This window comes from Roseicella sp. DB1501, from assembly GCF_013112485.1.
In the GTDB taxonomy this organism is placed as follows: domain Bacteria; phylum Pseudomonadota; class Alphaproteobacteria; order Acetobacterales; family Acetobacteraceae; genus Paracraurococcus.
On the sequence record NZ_JABFHG010000005.1, the window covers coordinates 132,055 to 158,131 of the forward strand.

The 26,077-nt window shown below is 73.7% G+C and carries 23 protein-coding genes; 20 read left to right on the forward strand and 3 right to left on the reverse strand.

Features of this window, described 5'->3' with window-relative positions; genetic code table 11:
- Window positions 1-118: 118 nt before the first annotated feature.
- The 3 genes from HJG45_RS11540 (at window position 119) to HJG45_RS11550 (ending at window position 2,777) form a co-directional block, all read left to right on the forward strand.
- Window positions 119-880: an SDR family NAD(P)-dependent oxidoreductase gene (locus HJG45_RS11540; protein ID WP_171612494.1), complete on the forward strand. Its 762-nt coding sequence runs from the start codon at window positions 119-121 to the stop codon at window positions 878-880.
- Window positions 881-896: 16 nt separating this feature from the next.
- Window positions 897-2,135: an MFS transporter gene (locus HJG45_RS11545; RefSeq protein ID WP_171612278.1), complete on the forward strand. Its 1,239-nt coding sequence runs from the start codon at window positions 897-899 to the stop codon at window positions 2,133-2,135.
- Window positions 2,136-2,273: 138 nt separating this feature from the next.
- Window positions 2,274-2,777, forward strand: coding sequence for a hypothetical protein (locus HJG45_RS11550; RefSeq protein ID WP_171612279.1), 504 nt, complete (start codon window positions 2,274-2,276; stop codon window positions 2,775-2,777).
- A 127-nt stretch (window positions 2,778-2,904) separates the two neighbouring features.
- Here HJG45_RS11550 and HJG45_RS11555 read toward each other — a convergent pair whose 3' ends face one another.
- Window positions 2,905-4,134 carry a CaiB/BaiF CoA-transferase family protein gene (locus tag HJG45_RS11555; protein WP_171612280.1) on the reverse strand — a complete coding sequence of 410 codons (1,230 nt, stop codon included), beginning with the start codon at window positions 4,132-4,134 and terminating at the stop codon, window positions 2,905-2,907.
- Entirely contained in the window at window positions 4,131-5,090 is a 960-nt protein-coding gene (locus HJG45_RS11560; RefSeq protein WP_171612281.1) for a hydroxymethylglutaryl-CoA lyase, read from the reverse strand. The genes HJG45_RS11555 and HJG45_RS11560 overlap by 4 nt, the downstream gene beginning before the upstream one ends.
- Window positions 5,091-5,268: 178 nt before the next feature.
- On the opposite strand from HJG45_RS11560, the gene HJG45_RS11565 reads away from it, so the two are divergent.
- The 3 genes from HJG45_RS11565 (at window position 5,269) to HJG45_RS11575 (ending at window position 7,673) form a co-directional block, all read left to right on the forward strand.
- The gene (locus HJG45_RS11565) at window positions 5,269-6,075 is read left to right on the forward strand and encodes an enoyl-CoA hydratase/isomerase family protein (protein WP_171612282.1); all 807 of its coding nucleotides are present in this window, start codon (window positions 5,269-5,271) and stop codon (window positions 6,073-6,075) included.
- 27 nt (window positions 6,076-6,102) lie between these two features.
- Window positions 6,103-7,215, forward strand: a complete 1,113-nt coding sequence (locus HJG45_RS11570; protein ID WP_171612283.1) for an NAD(P)/FAD-dependent oxidoreductase — start codon at window positions 6,103-6,105, stop codon at window positions 7,213-7,215.
- A 164-nt stretch (window positions 7,216-7,379) separates the two neighbouring features.
- A complete protein-coding gene (locus tag HJG45_RS11575; RefSeq protein WP_171612284.1) occupies window positions 7,380-7,673 on the forward strand; it encodes a hypothetical protein in 294 nt (97 codons plus the stop codon).
- 87 nt (window positions 7,674-7,760) lie between these two features.
- On the opposite strand, the gene HJG45_RS11580 is transcribed toward HJG45_RS11575, so the two are convergent.
- Entirely contained in the window at window positions 7,761-7,901 is a 141-nt protein-coding gene (locus HJG45_RS11580; RefSeq protein WP_171612285.1) for a hypothetical protein, read from the reverse strand.
- 303 nt (window positions 7,902-8,204) lie between these two features.
- Between HJG45_RS11580 and HJG45_RS11585 the strand changes: the two genes are divergently transcribed.
- From HJG45_RS11585 to HJG45_RS11650, 14 genes are all read left to right on the forward strand, one after another.
- Window positions 8,205-8,918: a sugar transferase gene (locus HJG45_RS11585; RefSeq protein ID WP_217362905.1), complete on the forward strand. Its 714-nt coding sequence runs from the start codon at window positions 8,205-8,207 to the stop codon at window positions 8,916-8,918.
- A gap of 84 nt (window positions 8,919-9,002) precedes the next feature.
- Window positions 9,003-10,523 (forward strand): oligosaccharide flippase family protein, encoded by a 1,521-nt coding sequence (locus HJG45_RS11590; RefSeq protein ID WP_171612287.1) that lies wholly within the window; start codon window positions 9,003-9,005, stop codon window positions 10,521-10,523.
- The gene (locus tag HJG45_RS11595; protein WP_171612288.1) at window positions 10,523-11,605 is read left to right on the forward strand and encodes a glycosyltransferase family 1 protein; all 1,083 of its coding nucleotides are present in this window, start codon (window positions 10,523-10,525) and stop codon (window positions 11,603-11,605) included. Before HJG45_RS11590 ends, HJG45_RS11595 begins: the two co-directional genes overlap by 1 nt.
- The gene (locus HJG45_RS11600; protein WP_368040568.1) at window positions 11,602-12,726 is read left to right on the forward strand and encodes a glycosyltransferase; all 1,125 of its coding nucleotides are present in this window, start codon (window positions 11,602-11,604) and stop codon (window positions 12,724-12,726) included. The genes HJG45_RS11595 and HJG45_RS11600 overlap by 4 nt, the downstream gene beginning before the upstream one ends.
- On the forward strand, window positions 12,723-13,679 hold the full coding sequence (locus HJG45_RS11605; RefSeq protein ID WP_171612289.1) for a glycosyltransferase family 2 protein: 957 nt from the start codon (window positions 12,723-12,725) through the stop codon (window positions 13,677-13,679). Before HJG45_RS11600 ends, HJG45_RS11605 begins: the two co-directional genes overlap by 4 nt.
- A 2-nt stretch (window positions 13,680-13,681) precedes the next feature.
- Window positions 13,682-14,545, forward strand: a complete 864-nt coding sequence (locus HJG45_RS11610; protein WP_171612290.1) for a glycosyltransferase family 2 protein — start codon at window positions 13,682-13,684, stop codon at window positions 14,543-14,545.
- 3 nt (window positions 14,546-14,548) lie between these two features.
- On the forward strand, window positions 14,549-15,349 hold the full coding sequence (locus HJG45_RS11615) for an ElyC/SanA/YdcF family protein (RefSeq protein ID WP_171612291.1): 801 nt from the start codon (window positions 14,549-14,551) through the stop codon (window positions 15,347-15,349).
- A 70-nt stretch (window positions 15,350-15,419) separates the two neighbouring features.
- Window positions 15,420-16,097: a sigma-70 family RNA polymerase sigma factor gene (locus tag HJG45_RS11620; protein WP_254452452.1), complete on the forward strand. Its 678-nt coding sequence runs from the start codon at window positions 15,420-15,422 to the stop codon at window positions 16,095-16,097.
- Window positions 16,094-16,540: a hypothetical protein gene (locus HJG45_RS11625; RefSeq protein ID WP_171612292.1), complete on the forward strand. Its 447-nt coding sequence runs from the start codon at window positions 16,094-16,096 to the stop codon at window positions 16,538-16,540. Before HJG45_RS11620 ends, HJG45_RS11625 begins: the two co-directional genes overlap by 4 nt.
- 23 nt (window positions 16,541-16,563) lie before the next feature.
- On the forward strand, window positions 16,564-16,977 hold the full coding sequence (locus HJG45_RS11630) for a periplasmic heavy metal sensor (protein ID WP_302479746.1): 414 nt from the start codon (window positions 16,564-16,566) through the stop codon (window positions 16,975-16,977).
- A 4-nt stretch (window positions 16,978-16,981) separates the two neighbouring features.
- Window positions 16,982-18,409, forward strand: a complete 1,428-nt coding sequence (locus HJG45_RS11635) for an efflux transporter outer membrane subunit (protein WP_174890445.1) — start codon at window positions 16,982-16,984, stop codon at window positions 18,407-18,409.
- Window positions 18,410-18,493: 84 nt separating this feature from the next.
- Window positions 18,494-19,750: an efflux RND transporter periplasmic adaptor subunit gene (locus HJG45_RS11640; RefSeq protein ID WP_171612295.1), complete on the forward strand. Its 1,257-nt coding sequence runs from the start codon at window positions 18,494-18,496 to the stop codon at window positions 19,748-19,750.
- Between the two features lie 95 nt (window positions 19,751-19,845).
- A complete protein-coding gene (locus HJG45_RS11645) occupies window positions 19,846-22,974 on the forward strand; it encodes an efflux RND transporter permease subunit (protein ID WP_368040578.1) in 3,129 nt (1,042 codons plus the stop codon).
- Between the two features lies 1 nt (window position 22,975).
- A complete protein-coding gene (locus HJG45_RS11650; RefSeq protein ID WP_171612297.1) occupies window positions 22,976-26,074 on the forward strand; it encodes an efflux RND transporter permease subunit in 3,099 nt (1,032 codons plus the stop codon).
- The last annotated feature ends 3 nt before the right edge of the window (window positions 26,075-26,077 follow it).

The window sequence follows — 26,077 nt, forward strand, 5'->3', positions numbered from 1 at the left end:
TTGACCGGGTGCGTTGACCGGGTGCGTTGACCGGGTGCGTTGACCGGCCGCCGCTTTGGCGGGAGCCTCGGTGCCCGGCGCCGCGGGCGCCGACCGGCACGGCAGCGAGGGGCGCGACATGGAATTGCAGGGCATCTCGGCACTCGTCACCGGCGGCGGGTCGGGCCTCGGCGCGGCGACGGCGGAGGCCCTCGCCGCCGCCGGCGCGAAGCCCGTCCTTCTCGACATGCGCGCCGAGGCGGCCGAGGCGGTCGCGGCCCGCATCGGCGGCACCGCCGTTGCGGGCGACGTCGCCGATCCGGCCGCGGTGGAGGCGGCGCTCGACGCCGCGGCCGGTCTCGGCCCGCTCCGCCTCGTCGTCTCCTGCGCCGGCATCGCGCCGCCGGCCCGGGTGGTCGGGCGCGACGGGCCACACGACCTCGCCCTCTTCGAGCGGGTGATCCGGGTGAACCTGATCGGCACCTTCAACGTGCTGCGCCTCGCCGCCGCGCGCATGCAGGCGCTCGATCCCGTCGGGCCGGATGGCGAGCGCGGGCTGATCGTCAACACCGCCTCCATCGCCGCCTATGAGGGGCAGTTCGGCCAGTGCGCCTATGCCTCCAGCAAGGCCGGCGTCGTCGGGCTGGCGCTGCCGGCGGCGCGCGAGCTGGCGCGCAGCGGCATCCGGGTGATGACCATCGCGCCCGGGCTGATGGAGACGCCGATGCTGGCTGGCCTGCCCGATCCGGCGCGGGAGGCGCTCATGAAATTGCCGCTTTTCCCGAAGCGCCTCGGCGAGGATCGCGACTTCGCCCGCCTGGTGCTGGCGATCGCGGACAACCCGATGCTGAACGGCGAGACGATCCGGCTCGACGGCGCGCTCCGGCTGCCGCCGCAGTAGCGGCCGCGCCGCGGCCTTGGCGAGGCGAAGCGGGGCCGGGCGGGGCGACCCGGCGGCGGGCTGGCTCGGCGGTCTCACGGCCGCGCTGCTGGCGACGACGGCGGCGCAGGCCCTGGCGACGCTCACCGTCTTCGCCCTGCCGGTGCTGGCGCCGATCGTGGCGCCCGATCTCGGCGTGGCGCCGCACTGGATCGGCTGGCAGGTGGCTGCGGTTTACCTCGCTGCCAGCGCCACCTCCATGCTCTCGGCCGGGGCGCTGCGCCGCCATGGCTCGGCGCGCTGCACGCAACTCGCCCTCGCCGCCGCGGCGCTGGCCTGCCTGCTGGTGCCGCTCGCCGGGCTGCCCGGCACGCTGATCGGCGCGGCGCTGACCGGCTTCGGCTACGGCCTGACCAATCCGGCCGCGACGGAGGTGCTGGCACGGCTCGCCCCGGCCCGGCGGCGCAACATGGTCTTCGCGGTGAAGCAGACCGGCGTGCCGATCGGCGGCGCCCTGGCCGGGCTGCTGCTGCCCTCGCTCGCCGAGGCGCTGGGCTGGCGCGGCGCCCTGCTCGCCCTGGCCGCGCTGCTGCTTCTCGCCGCCCTTGCCGCCGGCCTGTTCCATCACCCCTGGGCAGCGGAACGCGAGGCCGGGGCGGCGCTGCCGCGCGGCGCCGGCGGCGGCTGGCGGGCGCTGCGGGAGCAGCCGGGCATGGCCGGGCTCGCCGCCATCTCCGGCCTCTATTCCGGCTTCCAGCTCGCCCTCGGCTCGATGACCGTGGCGATGTTGGTCGAGGAGGCAGGCTGGAGCCCGGTCGCCGCCGGGCTGGTCGCAGCGGTGACCCAGGCGGTGGGCGCCGCGGCGCGGCTGTTCTGGGGCGCCGTCGCCGATCGCTGGCGGGACGGGATGCGCACGCTCGCGGTGATCGGCACCATCACCCTGGCCGGGGGTGTGCTGCTGCCCTTCATCCCGAGCTGGCCGCCGGCGGCGGTGATCGCCCTCTTCGTGCTGCTCGGCGGCAGCGCCACCGGCTGGAACGGCGTGCTGATGGCCGAGGCGGCCCGGCTGGCCGCGCCCGGCCGCGCCGGCGAGGCGACCGGCGGCGTGCTCGCCGTCGCCTTCGCCGGCGTCGTCGTCGGCCCCTCGCTGCTCGGGTTGTTGGTGGGCGCGGTCGGCTCCTATGCCCTCGCCTTCGCGGCGTTGGCCGGGCTGCCGGCGCTCGGCGCGCTGATCGCTTGGCGCGGGCGGGCGCAGCGCCGGCCGCCGGATCGCTGACCGGCCCGGCGCAGGCGGCGCGATTCACCGCCCGGCAACCACTCCGTGCGCCACCGCACAGTCGAAGCCCCCCTGTTCGGCTATGTCCTCATCGAGGACCGACCGGGCAGGCCCGCACCGATCCCAATGGAGACGCGTATGGCCGATCGCAGCCTGCCCGACGCCGAAGCGCCTCGCCGCCCGCGCCGCCGCGCCCCGTCGCGCCTCTACGCCATCGCCCGCGAGCTGCCCGTGCCCTGGCTGCAGCTGCGGCGGCTGGAGGCGGCGGACCGCGCCGCCCTCGCCGCGCATCTGCGCCGGGTCGCCGCCGCGGAGCCCTGGCAGCCGCCGCTCTGCGACCCGGAAAGCCTCGCGGCCGCCGGCGCGGCGATCGATTGCTCGCGCCTGGTCGTGCTCGGCGCCATCTGCGGCCGGCGGGTCGTCGCCGCGGTCTATGCGGTGCCGGGGCATCGCGGCTGGCTGACGGCGACGAGCGAGGACCGGCGGCTGCGCGGCCGCGGGCTTGGCCCGCTGCTGCTCTCGCAGCTCGGCGAGGAGACGGTGTCCGCCCTGCCGCGCGCGGCGGAGCGGCACCTGCTGCGGCGGCTGCGCGCCCTGACCCGCTTCGCCGCGACCGCCGGACGGCTGGCGGCGACGGGCTGATTCCAACGGTCCTCGGGCGCCGGGCGCAATCCTCCGGTTTGCCCGGGCCGTCGCGTCGCGCCGCTACGCGTGCCCCGTCCTGAGCCTCCGACCGGTCCGCCGGTACGAGCCCGCCCGCGCCGCCCGCTCAGGGATCGGCCGGCGGGACCGGGGCGGCGACCACGCCGGCGGCCGAGAGGGCGGTGATCTCCGCCGCGGCATAGCCCGCCTCGGCCAGCACCTCGGCATTGTGCTCGCCCATCCGCGGCGGCTGCCGGCGCAGCGCCACCCGCTCCCGGCCGGCGCCGAATTCCAGCGGCAGTGCCGGCAGCCCGACCTCGGCGCCGCCGCCGAGCGCCGAGATCGCCGTCTGCAGCAGCCCGCCGCCGGCCAGCAGATGCGGATCCTGGAAGAGATCGGCCGGCTGGCCGACCGGCGCCCAGGAGATCCCCGCCGCCTCGCAGCGCCGCGACACCTCGGCCTGCGGCAGGGTCTCGATCACCTCCTGCAGCGCCGGCAGCAGCCAGGACCGCTCCCGCGCCCGCTGCGCGTTGGTGGCGAGGCGGGCATCGGCGGCGAGCGCCGGGAGGTCGAAGGCGGCGGTGAAGCGGGCCCATTGCTGGTCGCTGGTGACGCCGATGAAGAGCTGGCCGTCGGCGGTGCGGAAGGTGTCGTAGATGCCCCAGGCGCCGCGGCGCGCCGGCATCGGCGGCGGCGCCTCGCCGGTCGCGGCGAGGCCGGCCATGTGGCTGCCCATCAGGAAGACCGCGCTCTCGAAGAGCGAGGAGCAGACGCGCTGTCCTTCCCCGGTCCGGTCCCGCTCGCGCAGCGCGGCGAGCGTGGCGGTGACGCCGAAGACGGCGCCGAGGATGTCGATGATTGAGGCGCCGGCGCGCAGCGGCCGGCCCGGCGGCCCGGTCATGTAGGCCAGGCCGGACTGGAACTGCACCACCTCGTCGAGCGCCGGCCGGTGCTCGTAGGGGCCGGCGAGGAAGCCCTTCAGCGCCAGGTAGACCAGCCGCGGATTGACGGCGCGGAGCTGCTCCCAGCCGCAGCCGAGCCGCTCCATCGTGCCCGGCCCGTAATTCTCCAGCACGATATCGGCCGCGGCGACGAGGCGATGCGCCACCGCCAGCCCCTCCGGCCGCTTCAGGTCGAGGGCGAGGCTGCGCTTGTTGCGGTTGAAGGTGGCGAAGAAGCCGGAGGCGAAGCCCGGCAGTCGGCGGGTGTGGTCGCCCTGCGGCGCCGGCTCGACCTTGATCACGTCGGCGCCGAGATCGGCGAGCAGCAGGCCGGCGCAGGGCCCCATGATGGTATGGCTGAACTCGAGCACCCGCAGCCCGCGCAGCGGCTGCGGCCCGGCCGCGGCCTCGCTCATGCCGCCTGCCGGCGGAAGGCGTCGAGGCTGCCGGCGCGCAGCAGCTCGGAGGGGAGCTGGTGGCCGACGATGCGCTCGGCCATGCGCCCGACCTCGATCAGCGCATCGAGGTCGATGCCCGTGTCGATGCCCATTTCCTCGCAGAGCAGCGCCAGCTCCTCGGTGGCGATGTTGCCGGCCGCGCCCTTCTGGCCGGCGAAGGGGCAACCGCCCAGGCCCCCCGCCGTGCTGTCGAACCGCGTGACGCCGAGCCGCAGCCCGGCATGGGCATTGGCAACGGCGAGGCCGCGCGTGTCGTGCAGGTGCAGGCCGATGCGGAGATCGGGCCAGCGCTCGCGCACCGCGCCGATGCCGCGCTCGATGCGGATCGGCGTCGCCCAGCCCATGGTGTCGGCCAGCGAGACATCGGTGATGGTCTCGCCCGCCTCGGCGGCGAGGGCGAGGCCGTCGGCGACGGTGCGGACGACCTGCTCCGGAGAGATATCGCCCTGGTAGTTGCAGCCGAAGGCGGCCATCACCCCGATCCGGGTGACCTTGATGCCGTGCTTCCGGTGCACCGCGGTCTGCTTGCGCATCGCCTCCAGATTCTCGGCATGCGGCCGGTTCAGGTTCTTGATGGAGAAGGCGTCGGAGGCGGCGAGCGAGATGGAGCCGCCGAGGCTCAGCCGGTCGGCGAAGGCCAGTGCCCGGTTGAGGCCGTTCTCGTTGAACCAGAGCGCGGTGTAGTGGACGCCCGGCTCCGGCCGGAAGCCGCCCGCCACCGCCTCGGCATCCGCCCAGCCGGGCACCAGACGGGGGTTCACGAAGGAGCAGATCTGGATGTGGCGCAGCCCGGTCCGGGCCAGCGCCTCGATGAGGGCGATCTTCTCCGCGGTCGGGATCGGGCCGGGCTCGATCTGGAAGCCCTCGCGCGGACCCTCCTCATGGATCTCGACGGTCCGGGGAAGATCGGACATGGCGCCCTCCGCTGGCAGATTTCGCCCGAGAGTGGCGCGCGCCGGCGGCCAGCGCCAGGGGTAGGACCAGGGGCAGGACCAAGGGCAAGGCCAGGGCTAGGTGGAATCCGCCGCCCCCACCCTTGCCCGCCCCGCCCGCCGCCGGCACAAGGCAGGGAGCCAGGAGGAGACAGCCGCGATGAGCGCCGCCGCGAAGACCCGGGACGAGGGCAGCCTGCCCACCCTCGAGATCACCGGCAGCCGTGCGACGCTGCGGCTCAACCGGCCGGCCGTGATGAACCGGGTGCAGCCGGAGGACATCGCCGAGATCCTGCGCCTGGTCGCCGCGGCGGAGCAGGACCCGGCGGTGCGCGTGCTGGTCATCGCCTCCTCCGGCAAGGCCTTCTCGGCCGGCGCGCATCTCGGCGACATGGCGCGCCAGGCCGAGGCCGGCGGCATCCGCGAGACCGGCGGCGCCGGCTTCGAGGACATGATCAACCGGATCGAGATGCTGACCGTGCCGACCATCGCCCGGCTGCATGGCGGGGTCTATGGCGGCAGCACCGACCTCGCCCTCGCCTGCGACTTCCGCGTCGGCACCAGCCCGGGGACGGTGATGTTCATGCCGGCGGCCAGGATCGGCGTGCATTACTACGAGAGCGGGTTGCGCCGCTACGTCTCCCGGCTCGGCCTCAACCACGCCAAGCGGCTCTTCATGTTGGCCGAGGAGCAGAGCCCGGAGGAGTTGCTGCACATCGGCTACCTGACGGATCTGGTCGCCCCCGCCGAGCTCGATGCGCGGATCGACGCCATCGCCGCCCGGCTCGGCGAGCTGGCGCCGCTCGCCGTCCAGGGGGCCAAGCGGGCGATCAACGAGATCGGCCACGGGGCGCTGGACGTGCCGGCGCTGGAGGCCCGGATGAAGGCCGCCAAGGAGAGCGAGGACATCCGCGAGGGGCTCGCCGCCTTCAAGGAGAAGCGCAAGCCGGTCTTCCGCGGACGCTGACGCCGCAGGCGACGGGACGAGGACAGGATGGACGAAGTCGATTGCATCGTGGTCGGCGCCGGCGTGGTCGGGCTGGCGGTGGCGCGGGCCCTGGCGCTGTCCGGCCGCGAGGTGCTGGTGCTGGATGCGGCGGAGGGGATCGGCACCGAGACCTCCTCGCGCAATTCCGAGGTCATCCATGCCGGGATCTACTACCCGGCGGGCAGCCTGATGGCGCGGACCTGCGTCGCCGGCAAGCACCAGCTCTACGCCTATTGCCAGGAGCGCGGCATCCCGCATGCCAATTGCGGCAAGCTGATCGTCGCCACCGACGAGGCCGAGGCGGAGCGGCTGGCCTCGATCCAGGCGCGCGCCGCGGCCAACGGCGTGCCCGACCTGACGCCGCTGACGCGCGAGGAGGCGCTGGCCCTCGAGCCGGAACTGCACTGCACCGCCGCCCTGCTCTCGCCCTCGACCGGCATCATCGACAGCCACGCCTATATGCTGAGCCTGCAGGGCGATGCCGAGAATGCCGGCGCCGGCTTCGTCTTCCATGCCCCGGTGCTGGGCGGGCGGGCGGTGCCGGAGGGGATCGTCGTCGAGGTGGGCGGCGTCGAGCCGATGGCGCTCCGCTGCCGGGTGCTGGTGAACTCCGCCGGGCTGCACGCGCCGAAACTCGCCCGCGGCATCGCCGGCATGCCGAGCCAGCTCGTCCCCACCGCCTATTACGCCAAGGGCAACTACTTCACCCTCACCGGAAGGAATCCCTTCTCCCGCCTGATCTACCCGGTGCCGGTGCCGGGCGGCCTGGGGACGCATCTGACGATCGATCTCGGTGGCCAGGCGCGCTTCGGCCCGGATGTCGAATGGGTGCGGGGCCTCGATTACGAGGTCGATCCGCGGCGCGGCGACAGCTTCTACGCCGCCATCCGCCGCTACTGGCCCGGGCTGCACGACGGGGCGCTGGCGCCGGGCTATAGCGGCATCCGCCCGAAGATCGTGCCGCCCGGCGCGCCCGGGCAGGACTTCACCCCGATGGGGCCGGAGGTGCATGGTGTCCCCGGCCTGCTGCACCTGTTCGGGATCGAGAGCCCGGGGCTGACCGCCTCGCTCGCCCTCGGGGCGCTGGCGGCGGAGATGGTGGCATCCTGGGACCGGTGACGGGCGGCCCAAGGCTCCGCAATAGTGCGATCTGACATGGCGCTGAAACCTTGACGCCTTATAAACTGTAAGGCGAAATTCTACTCGTATTTGTCATGGACGCGTGCGAGAACCCGACCTGCCCGGCCGATATTGAAGCTCGGCCCAGAGACAGGACAGTACGCGTGCCGGACCGCTTCGACCTCTTGACCTATCTGAGCGGGGAACCTGGCCCCGACGTGGCGCATCCCCGGGTCGGCGATCCGGTCGAGCTTCGCATCCTGCAGGATGGCCGCAGCATCGAAGCCTATTCGGCCGCGGGGCAGCGCCTCGGCCGGCTGCCGCCGGCGGAGCGCGAGGCGATCGCCGGCCTGCTGCCCCCCGGCCTCGCCTCCCTCGTCGGTCAGATCGCGGCCCTGGTGCCGCGGCCGCAACTGCAGGGCGCCGGACGCATCCATATCCGGGTCAGCGCCGACTGACGGCAGCACGACGGGTCGTCCGCTGCCCGAGGGATGGCGGCACCCGATCCATTCCGCCCCACCTCCTTCAAGCGGGGCCGCCGGCGCCTACCACAGCGCCCTGAGCGTCAGCGCGAGGCCGACCCAGAGCACCGAGGAGAGCATCAGCGCCAGGCCGATGCCGCGGATGGCTTCGACCGGATAGGCGAGTTGGGCGTCCTCCTCCTGATCCGCTCCTTTTGAATACATGGCGTCCTCCCGCATCGATCCAGGCCGTCAGGCCGGGTGCAACCCGTTCTTTCTCGTTACAAGCATTGCTCACACATCCTAATTCAACCGTAAATCCCTAGGCGAGGTTTGGATGCCTTACTAAGGCCGGATCGCGGAGTTGTGCGCCGCCACAATCCGGCCGCAACCACGTCGCATTCCGGCGATGCTGCCGGGTCATACCCTCGACATCGGGTTGTTCGGCTTCCGAGCCGGGAGGCCCGGCGGATGGATCATCCCGGCGGCGCCCCGATGCGCTCCGGAGCGAGGAAGGACCGGCCCGCCATGCTTGGCGTCGAGCTCTGCGAACCCCTGGCCGCCGAGGCCGCGCTGGCGGCCCTGGCCGGCTCCGCCGCGACCCCGGCGCGTCCGGCCCGGCGCCATCGGCTGCGGGCCGCGGCGAAGCGGGCGATCGACCTCATCGGTGCTGGCTCGCTGCTGCTGCTGACGGCGCCGGCCTTCTTCGCGCTGGCGCTGCTGATCCGCGCCGATGGGGGCCCGGTCTTCTTCGCGCATCAGCGCATCGGCCGGCGCGGCCGCCGCTTCGGCTGCCTCAAGTTCCGCTCGATGGTGGTGGATTCCGGCGCCCGCCTCTCCGCCCTGCTCGAGTCGGACCCGGCCGCCCGCGCCGAGTGGGAGGCGACCCGCAAGCTGAAGGACGATCCGCGGGTCACCCGCATCGGCCGCTTCCTGCGCGCCTCGAGCCTCGATGAGCTGCCGCAGCTCCTCAATGTGCTGCGCGGCGAGATGAGCCTCGTCGGCCCCCGCCCGGTCGTGGCGAGCGAGCTGGCCGAGCATTACGGCGAGGCGGCTCGCGACTATCTCGCCCTCCGTCCCGGCGTCACCGGCCTGTGGCAGATCAGCGGCCGCAGCGACACGAGCTACGCGACCCGCGTCGCGCTCGACAGCCACTACGCCCGCTCGCCCTCGCTGCGGACCGATCTCGCCATCCTGCTGCGGACGCCGTTCGTGGTGCTGCTGCGCCGTGGCGCCTACTGACCTGTCGCCCTTGACCCAAGCGGGCCCGGCTGGCACCCCCCGCCGCCCGGGCGTGCCCGGCCCTGCCGCCGGATGAAGGTTTTCATGGACCATCCCGAAACCCGCACCCGGGCGCGCATGATGGTTGCCGGGATTGCCTGGAACGCTGCCGGGCGCGGCCTGCCGCTGCTGCTCGCCCTGCTGCTGACGCCGATCCTGGTGCACCAGCTCGGCCTCGACCGCTGGGGCCTCTTCACCCTGGCGCTGGCCATGGTGGGCGTCTTCGGCGTCTTCGACCTCGGCGTCGGCCAGGCCCTGACCCGCGCGCTGTCGGAGCGCATCGGCGCCGGGCGCGAGGAGGAGGCCGCTGGCCTGGTCGGGGCCGCCCTCGCGGTGCTCGCCGCAATCAGCCTGGTGATGGCGCTCGGCCTCTGGCTCGGCATCCCCTGGCTGGTCGAGCGCGGGCTCCGGGTGCCGCCGGCGCTGCAGCCGCAGGCCGTGGCCGGACTGCGCGTGCTCGCCGCCGCGGCGCCGCTGATCGTGCTGAACGCCGCGCTCTGGGGCGTGCTGGCGGCCTATCAACGCTTCCGCGCCGCCAATCTGGTGACCATCCCGGTCAACCTCTTCTACTATCTTGGCCCGGTTCTCGTCCTGCTGGTCTGGGATAGCCTGGCGGCGGTGATGCTGGCGCTGGTCGCGGTGCGGCTGGCCAACACCCTCTCCTACCTGCTGCTGCTGCGCCGGCTGGTCCGGCAGGTGCTGACGACGCCGCTGCGGCTCCGGCTGGTGCTGCCGCTGCTGCGGATCGGCGGCTGGATGACCTTCTCCGGCCTGCTGACCCAGGCGCTGCTCTATGCCGACCGCTTCCTGATCGGCGCGCTGCTCTCGCTCACCGCGGTCGCCTACTACGCCACGCCGCTCGACCTCGTCATGCGGGTCTGGATGCTGCCGGTGGCGGTGGCGCAGACCCTGCTGCCGGCCTTCGCCTCGGCCTATGCCACCATGCCGCGGCAGACCGCCTCGCTGCTCCGCCGCGGCGGGCTGATGGTGATGGGCCTGGTGCTGCCGGTCGGGCTGCTGCTGGCGGGCGGCGGGCAGCAGGTGCTCGGCCTCTGGCTCGGGGCGGAGTTCGCCGCCGGTGGCGGCCAGGTGCTGCGCATCCTCGGCGTCGGCATCTTCTTCTCCTGCCTCGCCTTCGTGCCGGCGGCGCTGATCGACGCGATCGGCCGGCCGGATGCGACGGCGCGCTTCGCCCTGCTGCAGGCGCTCCTCTACCTGCCGCTCGCCGCGCTGCTGCTGCTCTGGCTCGGCATCGAGGGCGCGGCCATCGCCTGGACGGTCCGCTGCGCCGTGGACGCGCTCGGCAAGCTCTGGCTCGCCGGGCGGCTCTATCCGGCGGTGCAGGAGGCGGCGGCCCGGCTGCTGCCGCCGCTCGCCCTGGCAGCCGGCGCGCTCGCCCTGCTGCCGGCCGTGCCAGGCCTCGCGCCGGCGGCGCTGCTCGGCCTCGCCGGCCTCGCGGGCTTCGGGCTGCTGGCGCTGCGGAGCCTGGAGCCGGAGGAGAAGGCCCGGCTGCGCGGCCTGCTGCGACATCCGGGCGGGGCGCTGCGCGCCGGGAGCGGCGTCTGATGCCCATCGCCATCAATGGCCGCTTCCTCGGCCAGCGGGTGACCGGCGTGCAGCGCTTCGCCAGCGAGATCACCCGCGCCCTGGATGCGCTGGCCGGCGAGTTCCGGCTGCCCGATGCGCGGCTGTTGCGCCCCGCCGGGACCGGCGCCTCGCCCTTCCGGGCGCTGCGCGACGGCGCCGCGGCGCTGCTCCGCGGCCAGGGCTGGGAGCAGTTCGAGCTGCCGCTGCGCGCCCGCGGCTGCACCCTGGTCAGTCTCGGCAACACCGCGCCTCTCGCCATGGGCCGCAACCAGCTCGTCGTCATCCACGACGCCGGTGCCTTCGACACGCCGGAGAGCTACTCCACCGCCTTCCGCAGCTGGTACCGGGCGCTGCATCTCGCGCTGGCGCGGGCCGGCGCGCGCATCGTCACCGTCTCGGAATTCTCCCGCGGCCGGATCGCGCATCATCTCCGGCTCGATCCGGCCCGCATCGGCGTGCTACCGGAAGGGGCGGAACACATCCACCGGGCGCCGGCCGCGGCCGAGGTTCTGGCGCGCCACGGCCTGCAGCCGGGCCGCTACGCGCTCGTCGTCGGCAACCCCGCGGCGCACAAGAACCTGGCGGCGCTGGCCGATTGCGCCGGGCTGCTGGCCCGGCATGGCTGCCTCCTCGCCGTCGCCGGCGCCGCCGATCCCGCAGTCTACCGCCAGGGCGGCGGGGTGGATGCCGGCGCCGCGGCGGTGCGGGCGCTCGGCCGGGTCAGCGATGCCGAGCTGCGCGCGCTCTACGAATCGGCGCTGTGCCTGCTCTTTCCCTCCCGCTACGAAGGCTTCGGCCTGCCGCCGCTCGAGGCCATGGCCTGCGGCTGCCCGGTTGTCGCCGCCGCCTCCGGCGCGGTGCCCGAGGTCTGCGGCGCGGCCGCGCTCTGGTTCGATCCGGCGGCCGAGAATGCCCTGCCAGCCGCCCTCGCGCGGCTGCTGCAGGAGGAAGGCCTGGCGGCCAGCCTGCGCGAGCAGGGCCTGGCCCGGGCTGCGGGTTTCACCTGGCGTGCCGCCGCGGAACGGCTGCTCGCCCTGCTGCCAGGGGAGCGCGGGTGGTGAGGGTCGCGATCATCCACGAATGGCTGGAGAGCTATTCCGGCTCGGAACGCGTCGTCGAGCAGATGCTCGATCTCTGGCCGCATGCCGATCTCTTCGCGGTCTGCGACATGCTGCCCGAGAACGAGCGCGGCTTCCTGCGCGGGCGGGAGGTGCGGACCAGCTTCATCCAGGACCTGCCCTTCGCGCGGCGGCATTTCCGCAAGTATCTCGGCCTGATGCCGCTGGCGGTCGAGCAGTTCGATCTCTCCGGCTACGACCTCGTCCTCTCCTCGAACCATGCCGTCGCCAAGGGCGTCATCACCGGGCCGGGCCAGCTGCATGTGAGCTACGTGCACAGCCCGATGCGCTACGCCTGGGACTTGCAGCACCAGTATCTCCGCCAGACCGGGCTCGAGCGCGGGCCGATGTCGCTCTACACGCGCTGGCTGCTGCACCGGCTGCGGCTCTGGGACCGGGCCTCGGCGGCGGGGGTCGATTCCATCGTCGCCAACAGCACCTATATCGCCGACCGCATCGCCAAGACCTGGCGCCGCAACGCCACGGTGATCCATCCGCCGGTCGATGTAGACCATTTCGCGCTCAGCGAATCGCGGGAGGACCACTACCTGATCGCCGCCCGCATGGTGCCCTACAAGCGCGTCGAGCTGGTGGCCGAGGCCTTCCGCGCCATGCCGGAGCGGCGCCTTGTCATCTGCGGCGACGGGCCGGGCCTCGCCCAGGTGCGCGCCGCCGCGGCCGGCGCGCCGAACATCGAGCTGCGCGGCCGGGTGCCGCAGACCGAGCTGATCGCCCTCACCCGCAGCGCCCGCGCCTTCGTCTACGCCGCCGAGGAGGATTTCGGCATCGGCATGGTGGAGGCGCAGGCCTGCGGCACGCCGCTGATCGCCTTTGGCCGCGGCGGGGCGCGGGACATCGTCCGCCCCGGCACCGGGCTGCTCTTCGGCGAGCAGAGCGCGGAGTCGATCGCCGCCGCGGTGCGCCGCTTCGAGACGCTGGCGCCGGCCATGGACCCGCGAAGCTGCCGGGCGAATGCCATGCGCTTCTCGGTCTCGGCCTTCCGGGCCCGCTTCCGCTCGCATGTCGAGGGGTTGATGGAGGAGCGGAAGGCGGCGGCGGCATGAAGCTCAGCCTCATCGTCGCCACGCGGGGCCGCGACCGCGAGCTCGGCGCACTCTTCGAGAGCCTCGCCGCGCAGGCGGAGCCGGCGCTCGAGGTCATCCTGGTCGACCAGAATGCCGATGACCGGCTGGCGCCCATCGTCGCCGCCTGGCGCGACCGGCTGGCGATCACCTGGCGGCGCAGCGCGCGGGCGCATGCCAATCACGCGCGCAACCTGGGCCTGGCGCTGGCGCGCGGCGGGATCGTCGGCTTTCCCGATGACGACTGCCTGTTCCCGCCCGGCCTGGTCGCCCGCGTCCTCGCCGGCTTCGCCGCCGATCCGGGCCTGGCGATCCTCACCGGCCCCGCCGCCTCGCCGGCGGGCGGGCTCGGCTCCGGCCGCTGGCGCTCCGAGGCCGGCGCCATCGACGCGACGAATGTCTGGACCAGCGTGATCGAGTTCAACCTCTTCCTCCGCCGCGCCGTTGCCCTCGCCATGGGCGGCTTCGACGAGCGCCTCGGCCCGGGCACGCCGCTCGGCTCGACCGAGGGCAACGACCTGGTGCTGCGCGCCATCCGCGCCGGCCATGCGGCGCGCTACGACCCGGCGCAGCGCGTCCTGCATCCGGACAAGCGGCTGACGCCGGTCGCGGTGCAGCGCGCCGCGCTCTATGGCCGCGGCATGGGCTTCGTGCTGCGGCGGCATGCGGTGCCGGCGGGCACCTGGCTGCCCTTCCTGATGCGCCCGCTCGGCGGCGCGCTGCTCGCCGCGGCGCGCGGCCAGGGGCTGGCAGCGCGCTACTACGCCGCGACGCTGCGCGGCCGGATCGCCGGCTTCCTGACGCCGGATGCCGCCTCCGGCCTGCCCCTGCCGGCCCTGCCCGACGCCGCCCCCTCGGGCGCAGCCCCTTCTGGCACGGCCCCCTCCAGCGCAACCCTGCCCGCCCCGACCCTGCCGGCGCCGACCGGAGCCTGAGCATGCGGATCGCCATCGGCATCGCCACGCGCGGCCGGGCCGCCATCCTGGCCGAGACCCTGCGCGAGCTGGCGCGGCAGACCCGGCCGCCCGAGCGCATCATCGTCAGCCATGCCGCGCCGGCCGATATCGGGCCGCCGCATCCGGGCGTTGAGTACCTGCAGGGCGCCGCCGGCCTGCCGCGGCAGCGCAACGCCATCCTGGACGCCGCCGGGGATTGCGACCTGGTGCTGTTCCTCGACGACGACTTCCTGCCGGCGCCCGACTACCTGCAGGTGACCGCCGAGGTCTTCGCCAGCCTGCCCGATTGCGTGGTCACCACCGGCACCGTGCTGGCCGACGGCGCCAACGGCCCCGGCTTCACCCCGGCCGAGGGCCGCGCCATCCTCGCCCGGGACGGCCAGGCCGGCGATCCGCTCGCCGTCGCGCCGCATTTCAACGGCTATGGCTGCAACATGGCGGTCCGCATGGCGGTCGTGCGGCGGCACGGCATCCGCGTCGACGAGGCGCTGCCGCTCTATGCCTGGTACGAGGACATCGACTTCACCCGGCAGCTCGGCCGGCATGGCCGCATTCTCCGCCTCGCCGGGGCGCGCGGCGTGCATCTCGGCACCAAGCTCGGCCGGACCCCGGGGCGGCGGCTCGGCTATTCGCAGGTGGCGAACTCGGTCTACCTCGCCCGCAAGGGCACCTATCCCTGGTCGCATGCCCTGCCGAGCTTGCTGCGGCATACGCTGAAGAACGCGCTCCGCGCCCCCTGGCCGGAACCCTGGGCGGATCGCTGGGGGCGGTTCCGCGGCAACCTGATCGCCCTCGCCGACTGGGCGCGGGGCCGCGTGACGCCGGGCCGGATCCTGGAGCTCTAGCCGGTGCAGGATGTCGCCTTCTTCGCCTCCAAGCTGCTCTGGTGGCCGGTGCGGCCCGGCACCGCCGCCATCCTGCTCGCCATCATCGGCCTCGCATTGCTGTGGCGCGGCCGGCGCGCCGGGCGCTGGCCGGCGCTGTTTGGCATCGGCTTCTTCGCCCTCCTCGCCCTGCTGCCCCTCGACCAGCCGGTGCTGCGGCCGCTGGAGAACCGCTTCCCCCGCCCGGCGCAGGAGCCGGCGCATGTCGACGGCATCGTCGTGCTCGGCGGCGCGGTGGAGCAGCACCTGACCAAGGCGCACGGCATCCCGGCGCTGAACGGCGCCGCCGAGCGGATGACCGAGCCGGTCGCGCTCATGCGCCGGCATCCGGAGGCGCGGCTGGTCTTCACCGGCGGCTCCGCCAGCCTCGCCCCCGACGGCAGCACCGAGGCCGATGTGGCGCGACGGCTCTGGCTCGATCTCGGCGTGCCGCCCGATCGCATGGACTTCGAGACCCGGTCGCGCAACACCTTCGAGAATGCCGCTTTCACCCTGCGCATGGTCGGGCCGAAGCCGGGCGAGACCTGGCTGCTGATCACCTCGGCCAGCCACATGCCGCGCAGCATGGGCGTGTTCCGCCGGGTGGGCTGGGCGGGCATCATCGCCTGGCCGGTGAACTACCGCACGAGCCTCGACCCGCAGGTCTGGCTCGACGGGACCCTGCCGGCCCGGCTGCGGGATTTCGAATGGGGCACGCGGGAGTGGGTCGGGCTGGCCGCCTATTGGCTCATGGGCCGCACGGACGCGCTTTTCCCTGCTCCATGACCGGGCCGGGGCGGCGCCCGGCCAGGATCGCGGGGCGCGCCGCGTGGGTTGGGCGGGCGGCGCGCGTACCATGCCGCAACCGCCGATGCCGATCCCGCTCGCCCAATCCCCCGACGCCGCCGAGGCCCTGCTGCGCCGGGCCGACCTCCTCGCCGCCCTGCCCCGGGCGGCTGCCCCGCCCGTGCGGCCGACCGGGCTGATGCCGCGGGAGGCGGCGGAGGACGACACGCTCATGGCCTGGGCGGCAGCCGGCGACCGCGCCGCCTTCGGCGTGCTGGTGGCCCGACATGGCGAGCGGGCGCTGCGCATCGCGCTGCGCGTCCTCGGCAATGCCGAGGAGGCGGAGGAGGTGGCGCAGGAGGCTTTCCTGCGCGCCTGGCAGGCCGCCGCCAGCTTCGATCCCGCCCGCGCCCGCTTCACCACCTGGCTGCACCGGATCACCCTCAACCTGGCGATCGACCGCAGCCGGCGGCGCGGCAAGGCCGTCAATGCCGACGAGGAGGCCCTGGCCCGACTCGCCGATCCGGCGCCGGGACCGGAGGCCGCAGCCGTCGCGGCCGAGGATCGCGCCGCCCTGGCCGATGCGCTGGCGCGGCTGCCCGCCCGGCAGCGCGCCGCCATCGCCCTCGCCTATGAGGAGGGGCTGAGCGGCGCCGAGGCGGCCGCGCTGCTGGATGTCTCGGAGCGGGCGCTGGAGGGCCTGCTGCGCCGCGCCCGCCTGATGCTGCGGAGGCTGATGACGTCATGACCCCGTCCCGCTTCGCCCGCCTGCTCGATACCCATGGCGCCCGGCCCGAGGCTTGGCCGACGGCCCGCCGCGCCGAGGCCGAGGCGCTGCTCGGCCGCTCGGCCGAGGCACGGCGGCAGCTCGCCGCGGCGCAGCGCCTCGATGCGGCGCTGGAGCGGGCGCTGCCGCAGCCCTCGCCGGCGGCGCTGGCCCGGCTGCAGGCGCGGGTGGCGCGGGAGATCGCCCGCTCGCCCCTGCCGGCGCCGCCCCACCCCTGGGCCCACGCCTGGGCCCGGCTCGGCCTTGCGCTGCGACCGGCCGCGCCTGCGGGCTATGGCGCGCTGGCGGCGATGGCCACCTGCGCGCTCTGGCTCAGCCTCGCCCCCTCGCCGGCGGTCAGCGACCCGATCGGGGACCCGCTGGCGCCGTTGCAGACCCTGCCTCTCGCGGAGGATCCGCTCTGATCCGCTGGCCATCCGGCCGGTCGCTGCTCGTCGCGGCGCTCGGCGCATCCCTTGCCGTCAACCTGGTGCTCGGCGCCTTCCTGGTCTTCTCCGGCGGCCCGCACGAGCGTCGCGGCCGCGGCCTCGATCGCCTGGTGAGCCGGATCGAGGCGGCGCTGCCGGCCGAGGACCGGCCGAAATTCCGCGCCGTGCTCGATGCCGAGCGCGACCGCTACGCCCCGCAGCTCGCCGCGCTGCGCGCCGCGAGCGGCAAGGTGGACGAGGCCACGGCGCGCGAGCCCTTCGATGCCGCCGCCCTGCATGCGGCGCTCGATGCCTGGACGGAGCGCTGGGCGGCCTTCAACGCCGCCTTCAACGGCACCATGGTGCATGCCATGCAGGCCGTCTCGCCGACAGGGCGGGCGCAGATCGCCGCCGCGCGCCGGCAGGGGCGCTAGGCCGATGGCGCCGTTCCTGCCCGGCCGCCGGGCCGCCCTGCTCGCGGCCGCATCGCTGCTGTCGGGCTGCGCCTGGCTGACCCCGCCGGCGACCTCCTCCGGCGTGACCCTGCCCGGCCGGCTCGTGGCGACCGATCCGGCGGCCGCCGCCCTCTGGCCCGATCCGCACTGGTGGCGCGGCTTCGGCTCTGCCGAGCTCGACACGCTGATGGCCGAGGCCATGGCGGCGAATACCGACATCGCCGGCGCCGTCGCCCGGGTGCGGCAGGCGGATGCGCAGGTGCGGATCGCCGGCGCGGCGCTGCTGCCGACGGTCGACGGCAGCGGCCAGGCGACCCGGTCGCAGACCGGCAGCGTCAACACCGCGAGCATCACCGGCGTGACCAGCCGCCGGGTCCGCGTCACCGCCAGCAACCGGGCGCTGCTCTCGGCCAGCTACGAGATCGACTTCTGGGGCAAGAACCGCGCCGCGACCGAGGCGGCGCAGCAATCCGCCTCGGCCAGCCGCTTCGATGTCGGGACGGTGACGCTGACCACCCAGGCCTCGGTCGCCAACACCTATTTCGCCATGCTCGGCGCGCAGGAGCAGCTGGCGATCCAGCAGGACAACCTCGCCACCGCGCAGCGCGTGCTGCGGGTGATCCGCGACCGGGTCTCGGTCGGCACCGGCACCGGCCTCGACCTGGCGCAGCAGGAGACGGTGGCGGCGCAGCAGCAGGCGCTGATCCCGCCCCTGGTCGAGCAGGTCGAGACCAACCGCAACTCGCTCGGCACGCTGATCGGCCGCCCGCCACAGGAGATCCAGCTGCGCGGCGGCACCTTCAACCGCCTGGACGTCCCGCCGGTGCGGCCGGGCCTGCCGGCCGAGGTCCTGGCGCGGCGGCCGGACGTGCTGAATGCCGAGGCGACGCTCGCCGCGGCGAATGCGAATATCGTGGTGGCGCGGGCGCAGCTTCTGCCCTCGGTCACCCTCACCGGCTCGGGCGGCTGGACCAGCCTCGCCCTCGAGACGCTGACCCGGCCGGAGAGCCTGATCTTCAACCTCACCGCCGGGCTGACCCAGCCGATCTTCCATGGCGGCGCGCTGCGCGGCCAGGTGCAGCTGACCGAGGCGCAGGCGGAGGAGCTGCTCTCCACCTACCGCTTCGCCATCCTCAACGCCCTGGTCGATACCGAGAACGCCCTCGTGACGCTGCGCCAGACCACCGAGCAGGAGACCCTGCAGGCCAATGCCGTGCGCATGGCCGAGCGCGCCTATGCCATCTCCGAGGCCCAGCTCCGCGCCGGGACCATCGACCTCGTGACCCTGCTGAACACGCAGCAGACCCTATTCTCGGCGCGCAATACGCTGGCCCAGGCGCGGCTGGCGCGGCTGCAGGCGGCTGTCGGCCTGTTCCGCGCCCTCGGCGGCGGCTGGGGAACGCCGGCGTGAGCGCGCCCCTCCGGCGCCGGGCCATGGGATTCGGCCCCGCAAGGCGTATGTGAAGCACCGAGCCTCGAGGTCCCCATCCTGTCCATGCGTCGTCCGTTCCTCATCCTCCTCGGCCTTGCGGTCCTCGCCGGCGCCGGCGCCTGGGTCTGGCACCAGCGCCAGGCCGCCCCGACCGCGCAGGAGGGCGGCCGGCCCGGCTTCCGCGGCGCCGGCGCCCCGGTGCCGGTGACCGCCGCCGCGGCGAAGGTGCAGGACGTGCCGATCAGCCTGGACGCGATCGGCACCGTCCAGGCCTTCAACACCATCACCGTCCGGCCGCAGGTGGACGGGCAGCTGGTGGAGATCGCCTTCCAGGAAGGCCAGATGGTGAAGCAGGGCGACCTGCTCGCCCGCATCGACCCGCGCAGCTACCAGGCGGCGCTCGACCAGGCCGTGGCCAAGAAGGCGCAGGACGAGGCGCTGCTGGCCAATGCCCGGCTCGACCTGCAGCGCTACACCAGCCTGGCGCAGAACCAGGGCATCTCGCGGCAGCAGCAGGACACGCAGCGGGCCCTGGTCGCGCAGTACGAGGCGCAGGTGGCCGCCGACCAGGGGGCGATCGACGCGGCGCGCACCCAGCTCTCCTTCACCACCATCCGCTCGCCGATCAACGGCCGGGTCGGCCTCCGGCTCGTGGACCAGGGCAATGTGGTGCATTCCGGCGACGCCACGGGCATCGTCACCGTCTCGCAGCTGCAGCCGATCGCCGTCGTCTTCACCCTGCCGCAGCAGGAGCTCGGCCGGGTGCAGGCGGCGATGCAGCGCGGCAAGGTGCCGGTGCAGGTGGTGCGCTCCGGCCCCAGCCTCGGCGCCGCGGCGGGCACCCTGCCGCCGCCGCGCGACGCGACGGTGCAGGCCGAGGGCGAGCTGCTGACCATCGACAACGCGGTCGATGCGCAGACCGGCACGATCAAGCTGAAAGCCTCCTTCGCCAACGAGGATTTCCGGCTCTGGCCCGGCGCCTTCGTCAATGTCCGGCTCGAGGTCGAGCGCCTGCCGGGCGTGACCACCGTGCCGCTGGTCGCCGTGCAGCGCGGCCCGGACGGGGCCTTCGCCTTCGTCCTCGGCGCCGACCATACGGTGGAGCAGCGGCCGCTCCGCCTCGGCGCCCTGACCAATACCGAGGCGGTGGTGCAGCAGGGGCTGCGGGCGGGCGAGCAGGTGGTGACCTCGGGCGCGCTGCGCCTCAGCCCCGGCACGACCGTGATGGTGAACGATTCGGGCGGCAACGGCCCTGGCCCGGCCCCGCCCCCTGGCGAGCCGCGCCGGCGGCCGCGCCAAGCCGCGGATGCGCGGCCGTGAGCCCGGCGGCGGATGGCGGCGCCGGAAGGCCCGGCTCGGGCTCGGGCTCGGGGCCGGGGGCGGCCGGGCGCTTCCGCGGCGTCTCCGCCCCCTTCATCGCCCGGCCCATCGCCACCACGCTGCTCGCCATCGCGGTGCTGCTGACCGGGCTGCTCGGCTATCTGCGCCTGCCCGTCTCGGCCCTGCCGGAGGTGGATTTTCCGACCATCGAGGTGACGACGACCCTGCCCGGCGCCTCGCCGGAGACGGTGGCGCTGCTGGTGACCGCCTCGCTCGAGCGGCAGCTGGCGCAGATCGCCGGGCTCACCGACATCGTCTCGACCAGCGGCCCCGGCACTTCGCGCATCACCCTGCAGTTCAACCTCGGGCGCGACATCGACGACGCGGCGCAGGACGTGCAGGCGGCGATCAATGCCGCCAAGGGCACGCTGCCGAGCACCCTGCCCTACCCGCCGACCTATGCGAAGGTGAACCCGGCCGACCCGCCGATCATCACCCTGGCGCTCACCAGCGGGACGCTGCCGATCTGGCGGCTCTCGGATGCCGCCGACACGCTGCTGGCGCAGCGCCTCAGCCAGGTGAGCGGCGTCGGCCGCGTCATCGTCCAGGGCACGATGCGGCCGGCGGTGCGGATCCAGGCCGATCCGGTGCGGCTCGCCGCCTATGGCCTCTCGCTCGAGGATGTGCGGACCGCGATCGCCGCGGCCAATGTCAACACGCCGAAGGGCAGCGTCGACGGGCCGCGCCAGGCCTCCTCGATCATGGCGAACGACCAGATCCGCTCGCCGGAGGATTTCGCGCGGCTGATCATCGCCTGGCGCAACGGCGCCCCGGTGCGCCTCTCCGATGTGGGTGAGGCGGTGCAGGATCTCGAGAACACCCTGAACGGCGCCTGGTACAATGGCGGCCCCGCGGTGCTGATCGACGTGCAGCGCCAGCCCGGGGCGAACATCGTGGCCACCGTCGAGGATGTGCGGGCGCAGCTCGGCATGCTTGAGCGGGCTCTGCCGCAGGGGGCGAAGCTCTCCATCGTCTCCGACCGCACCGCGACCATCCGCGCCTCGGTGCACGACGTGCAGTTCACCCTGGTGCTCGCGGTGGCCCTGGTCGTCGCGGTGATCTTCGTCTTCCTGCGCAGCGGCCGGGCGACGCTGATCCCGGGCATCGCCCTGCCGCTCTCGATCATCGGCACCTTCGGGGTGATGGCGCTCTGCGGCTTCTCGCTCGACAACCTCTCGCTCATGGCGCTGACCATCGCCACTGGCTTCGTGGTCGACGACGCGATCGTCATGATCGAGAACATCGTCCGGCTGATCGAGGAGGGGAAGCACCCGCTCGCCGCCGCCTATGAGGGCGCGGCGCAGATCGGCTTCACCGTCGTCTCCCTCACCGTCTCGCTGGTCGCCGTCTTCATCCCGCTGCTCTTCATGCCGGGGGTGGTCGGGCGGCTGTTCCAGGAATTCGCCCTGGTGCTCACCATCAGCGTCGTCGTCTCGATGCTGGTCTCGCTGACGCTGACCCCGATGATGTGCGGCCGGCTGCTGCGCCCGGCCGGGGCCGAGCGGCCCGGCCGCCTCTCCCGCCTGACCGAGCGGAGCCTCGACGGGATGCGGGACGCCTATGCCCGCAGCCTGCGCTGGGCGCTGCGGCGGGAGGGGCTGATGCTGCTGCTGGCGACGCTGACCGTCGCCGGCACCGTCGCGCTCTACGTGATGATGCCGAAAGGCTTCCTGCCCTCGCAGGATACCGGCCTGATCGTCGCCACCATCGAGGGGCCGGAGGACGCCTCCTTCAGCCGCATGGCCGGGCTGCAGCACGGCGCGGCGGATGTGCTGCTGGCCGATCCGGACGTCGTCTCCGTGACCTCGGTGATCGGCGCGGGCATCGTCAACCCGGCGCAGAACACCGGCCGCCTGACCGCGGTGCTGCGGCCGCGGGAGGAGCGCGCGGCAGATGCCGCGGCGATCATCGCCCGGCTGCAGCCACGGCTCGACGCGCTGCCCGGCCTCTCGGTGCATCTCGCGCCGGTGCAGGATATCCAGATCGGCGCCCGGCCGGGCAGCACCGCCTATCAGTACACGCTAATGGACCCCGATGCGGCGGAGCTCAGCCGCTGGGCCCCGGTGCTGGAGCGGCGGCTGCGCGAGCTGCCGGTGCTGCGCGACGTCTCCTCCGATCGCCGCGACGGCGGGCTGCGAGTGACGGTCGATGTCGACCGCGACAAGGCCGGCCGGCTCGGCGTCACCATGCAGGGCATCGACGACACGCTCTACGACGCCTTCGGCCAGCGCCAGATCAGCACCATCTACACCCAGAACAACCAGTACCGGGTGGTGCTGGAGGCGACGCCGGCGCTGCGCGACGACCCGTCCATGATCGGCCTGCTGCGGGTTCCGGCGACCGCCGGCCAGGCGGCGACGGCGCAGGGCACGCCGGTGCAGTCCGCGGCCGGGACGGCGCAGGTGCCGCTCTCGGAATTCGCCCGCATCGACCGCACCGCCGGGCCGCTGACCGTGACCAAGCAGGGCCAGTTCCCGGCCGTCACCCTCGGCTTCGACCTCGCCCCCGGCGCCTCGCTCAGCGATGCGGTGGCGGCGATCCGCACGGCGGAGGCGGAGATCGGCCTGCCCGACACCATCGCGGGCAGCTTCGCCGGCGATGCCGCCGAGTTCCAGCGCTCGCTGCGGGGCGAGCCCTGGCTGATCCTGGCCGCCATCGTCGTCATCTACATCGTTCTCGGCGTGCTCTACGAGAGCCTGATCCACCCGATCACCATCCTCTCCACCCTGCCCTCCGCCGGCATCGGCGCCCTGCTGGCGCTGCGGCTGTTCGGGCTCGACCTTTCCGTGGTCGGGCTGATCGGCATCGTGCTGCTGATGGGCATCGTGAAGAAGAACGCCATCATGATGATCGACTTCGCGCTGGAGGCGCAGCGCGACCACGGCAAGACGCCGCGGGAAGCGATCGAGGAGGCCTGCCTGCTGCGCTTCCGCCCAATCATGATGACCACCCTCGCGGCCCTGCTCGGGGCGCTGCCGCTCGTGCTTGAGAATGGCACCGGCTCGGAGCTGCGGCTGCCGCTCGGCGTCTCGGTGGTCGGCGGCCTGCTGCTGTCGCAGGTGATCACCCTCTACACCACGCCCGTCATCTATCTCGGCATGGAGCGCCTGCGCGAGCGCGTGCAGCGCCTGCACCGCCCGCGCATCCCCGTCCCGGCGGAATAGCGTGTCCTTCAGCACCCCCTTCATCCTGCGGCCGATCGGCACCGGCCTGCTCGCTGTCGGGGTCGCGCTGCTCGGCCTGCTCGCCTATGCCCTGCTGCCGATCGCGCCGCTGCCGCGCACCGACCTGCCGACGGTCGCGGTCGGCGGCGTGCTGCCGGGCGCCGATCCGGAGACCATCGCCGCCTCCGTCGTCGCGCCGCTCGAGCGGCGGATCGGCGCCATCGCCGGGGTCAGCGAGATGACCTCCTGGTCCTCGCTCGGCGCCTTCTACATCGTCACGCAATTCGAGCTCGGCCGGGATTCGGACGGGGCGGCCCGCGACGTGCACGCGGCGGTCAACGCCGCCGGCACCGACATGGCGCCCCTGCCCTCGCCCCCCTGGGTCGGCAAGTTCAACCCGGGCGACGCGCCGGTCCTGATCATGTCGCTGACCTCCTCGACGCTGACGCCGGGCGCGATCTACGATCTCGCGGACAGCATCGTGGTGCCCCGCATCGCCCAGGTGCCGGGCGTGGCGCGGGTGCAGCTGCAGGGCGCCGAGCAGCCGGCCATCCGCATCGCCATCGACCCCGCCGCGGCCAAGGCGGCCGGCATCAGCATGGAGCGGGTGCGCCAGGCGATCAACGAGAACAACGTCACCCAGCCGACCGGCATCGCCGATGGCCGGGAGCAATTCGCCCCTCTCTCGGTGAACGACCGGCTCACCGAGCCCGAGGACTATGCCCGCATGATCGTCAAGCGGGAGGGCCAGTCCGTCGTCCGGGTCGGCGCCATCGGCCAGGTCGGGGTGGAGGCGCGCGACCGCCGCCAGGGCGCGACGCTCGACGGCCAGCGGGCGGTGCTGCTGACCATCTTCAAGCAGGCCGATGCCAATGTCATCGAGGTGTTCGATGGCATCCAGGCCCTGGTCCCGCAATTCGAGCGCTGGCTGCCGGGCGGGGTGCGGATCGAGAATGTCCGCGACCGGTCGGACATGATCCGCGCCAGCGTGCACGACGTGCAGCGCACGCTGCTGGTCTCGATCCTGCTCGTCGTGCTGGTGGTGGCGGTGTTCCTGCGCCGGGTCTCGGCGATCATGGCGACCGGCATCGCGGTGCCGCTCTCGCTTTTCGCGACCCTGGCGGTGATGTGGCTGGCGGGCTTCTCGCTCGACAACCTCTCGCTCATGGCGCTCACCATCTCGGTCGGCTTCGTGGTCGACGACGCCATCGTCATGATCGAGAACATCGCCCGGCTGCGGGAGCGCGGCATGGGCCCGCTCGCCGCGGCGCTGGAAGGCGCGCGGCAGATCGGCTTCACCGTCATCTCGATCACCGTCTCGCTGATCGCCGTCTTCATCCCGTTGCTCTTCATGGACGGCGTCGTCGGCCGACTGTTCCGGGAATTCTCGCTCACTCTCGCCATCGCGGTCGCCGCCTCCGGCCTCGTCTCCCTCACCGTCACCCCGGCCATGGCGGCGCATCTGGCGCGCCAGGCCGCGCCGCCGCCGGGACGGCTCGGCCGCGCCATCGAGCGGGGCCTCGCCGGTCTGACCGCCGCCTATGTGCGCAGCCTCGGCCGCGCCCTCCGGCACCAGCGGCTGATGCTGCTCGGGACAATCGGCCTGATCGGGACGACGGTCTGGCTCTATCTCGCCGCGCCGAAGAGCTTCTTCCCGGACCAGGATACCGGCTTCATCTCCGGCACGACCCGCGCCGCACCCGATACCTCCTACGGGGCGATGGTGCGGCTGCAGGACAAGGTCGTCGCCGCCATCCGGGAGGATCCGGCTGTCGCCCGCGTCGCCTCCATCACCGGCGTCGGCAACAGCAACGGCTCCGTCACCTCGGGGCGGGTGCTGCTGAGCCTGAAGCCGCTGGCGGAGCGGCCGGGGGTCTCGGCCGGCGATGTCGTCGAGCGGCTGCGGGCACCGCTGGCGACGATCCCGGGCATCGAGACCTCGCTGCGGGCGGTGCCGGAGATCAATATCGGCGGCCGCAGCGACGGCGCGGCCTTCCAGTTCGTCCTTCTCGCCCCCGACACCGCCGCCCTGGCGACCTGGTCCGAGCGGTTGGTGCGGCGCCTGCGCAGCGTGCCGGGCATCAACGACGTTTCCTCCGACCAGCAGCATCCCGGGCCGATCACCCGCCTCGCCATCGACCGGGACGCCGCGGCCCGGCTCGGCATCAGCGTGCAGGCGATCGCCCAGGCGCTGAACAGCGCCTTCGCACAGCGCCAGGTCTCGATCATCTACCGCGCGCGCAACCAGTACCGGGTGGTGCTGGAGGTCGAGCCGGGACGGCAGCAGGCGCCCGAGCAGGTGGACGATATCTGGCTGACCGGCCGCGACGGCAGGCCGGTGCCGCTCTCGGCCCTCGTCACTCTCGACCGCGGCACCGCGGCGACCTTCGTCACCCATCGCGGCCAGTTCCCGGCCTCGACCATCACCTTCAACCTCGGTCCCGGCGTCTCGCTCGGCGACGCGACCGCCGCGGTGGAGCGCGCCGCCGCCGAGATCGGCCTGCCGGACACGATGCGCACCGAGTTCGCCGGCAATGCCCGCGCCTTCCAGTCCTTCGCCCGCAGCCAGCCGCTGCTGATCCTGGCGGCGATCCTGACCATCTACATCGTGCTCGGCATGCTCTACGAACACGTCCTGCACCCGATCACCATCCTCTCCACCCTGCCCACCGCCGGCATCGGCGCCCTGCTGGCGCTCCGCCTCTTCGGCTTCGACTTCTCGGTCATCGCGCTGGTCGGGGTGATCCTGCTGATGGGAATCGTGAAGAAGAACGCCATCATGATGGTGGATTTCGCCCTGGAGCACGAGCGCACCGAGCGCCGGGGCGCCGAGGCGGCGATCCTCGAGGCCTGCCGCGAGCGCTTCCGGCCGATCCTGATGACGACGGTCGCCGCCGTCTTCGGCGCGCTGCCGCTGGCGGTCGAGACCGGCGCCGGCTCCGAGCTCCGCCAGCCGCTCGGCATCGCCGTCATCGGCGGGCTGCTGCTCTGCCAGGTGATCACCCTCTACACCACCCCGGCGATCTACCTCGCCATGGAGCGGCTGCAACAGCGGCTGCGGCGCCCGCGCCGCTGCGGCGCGACGGTGCCGGCCGAGTAGGCA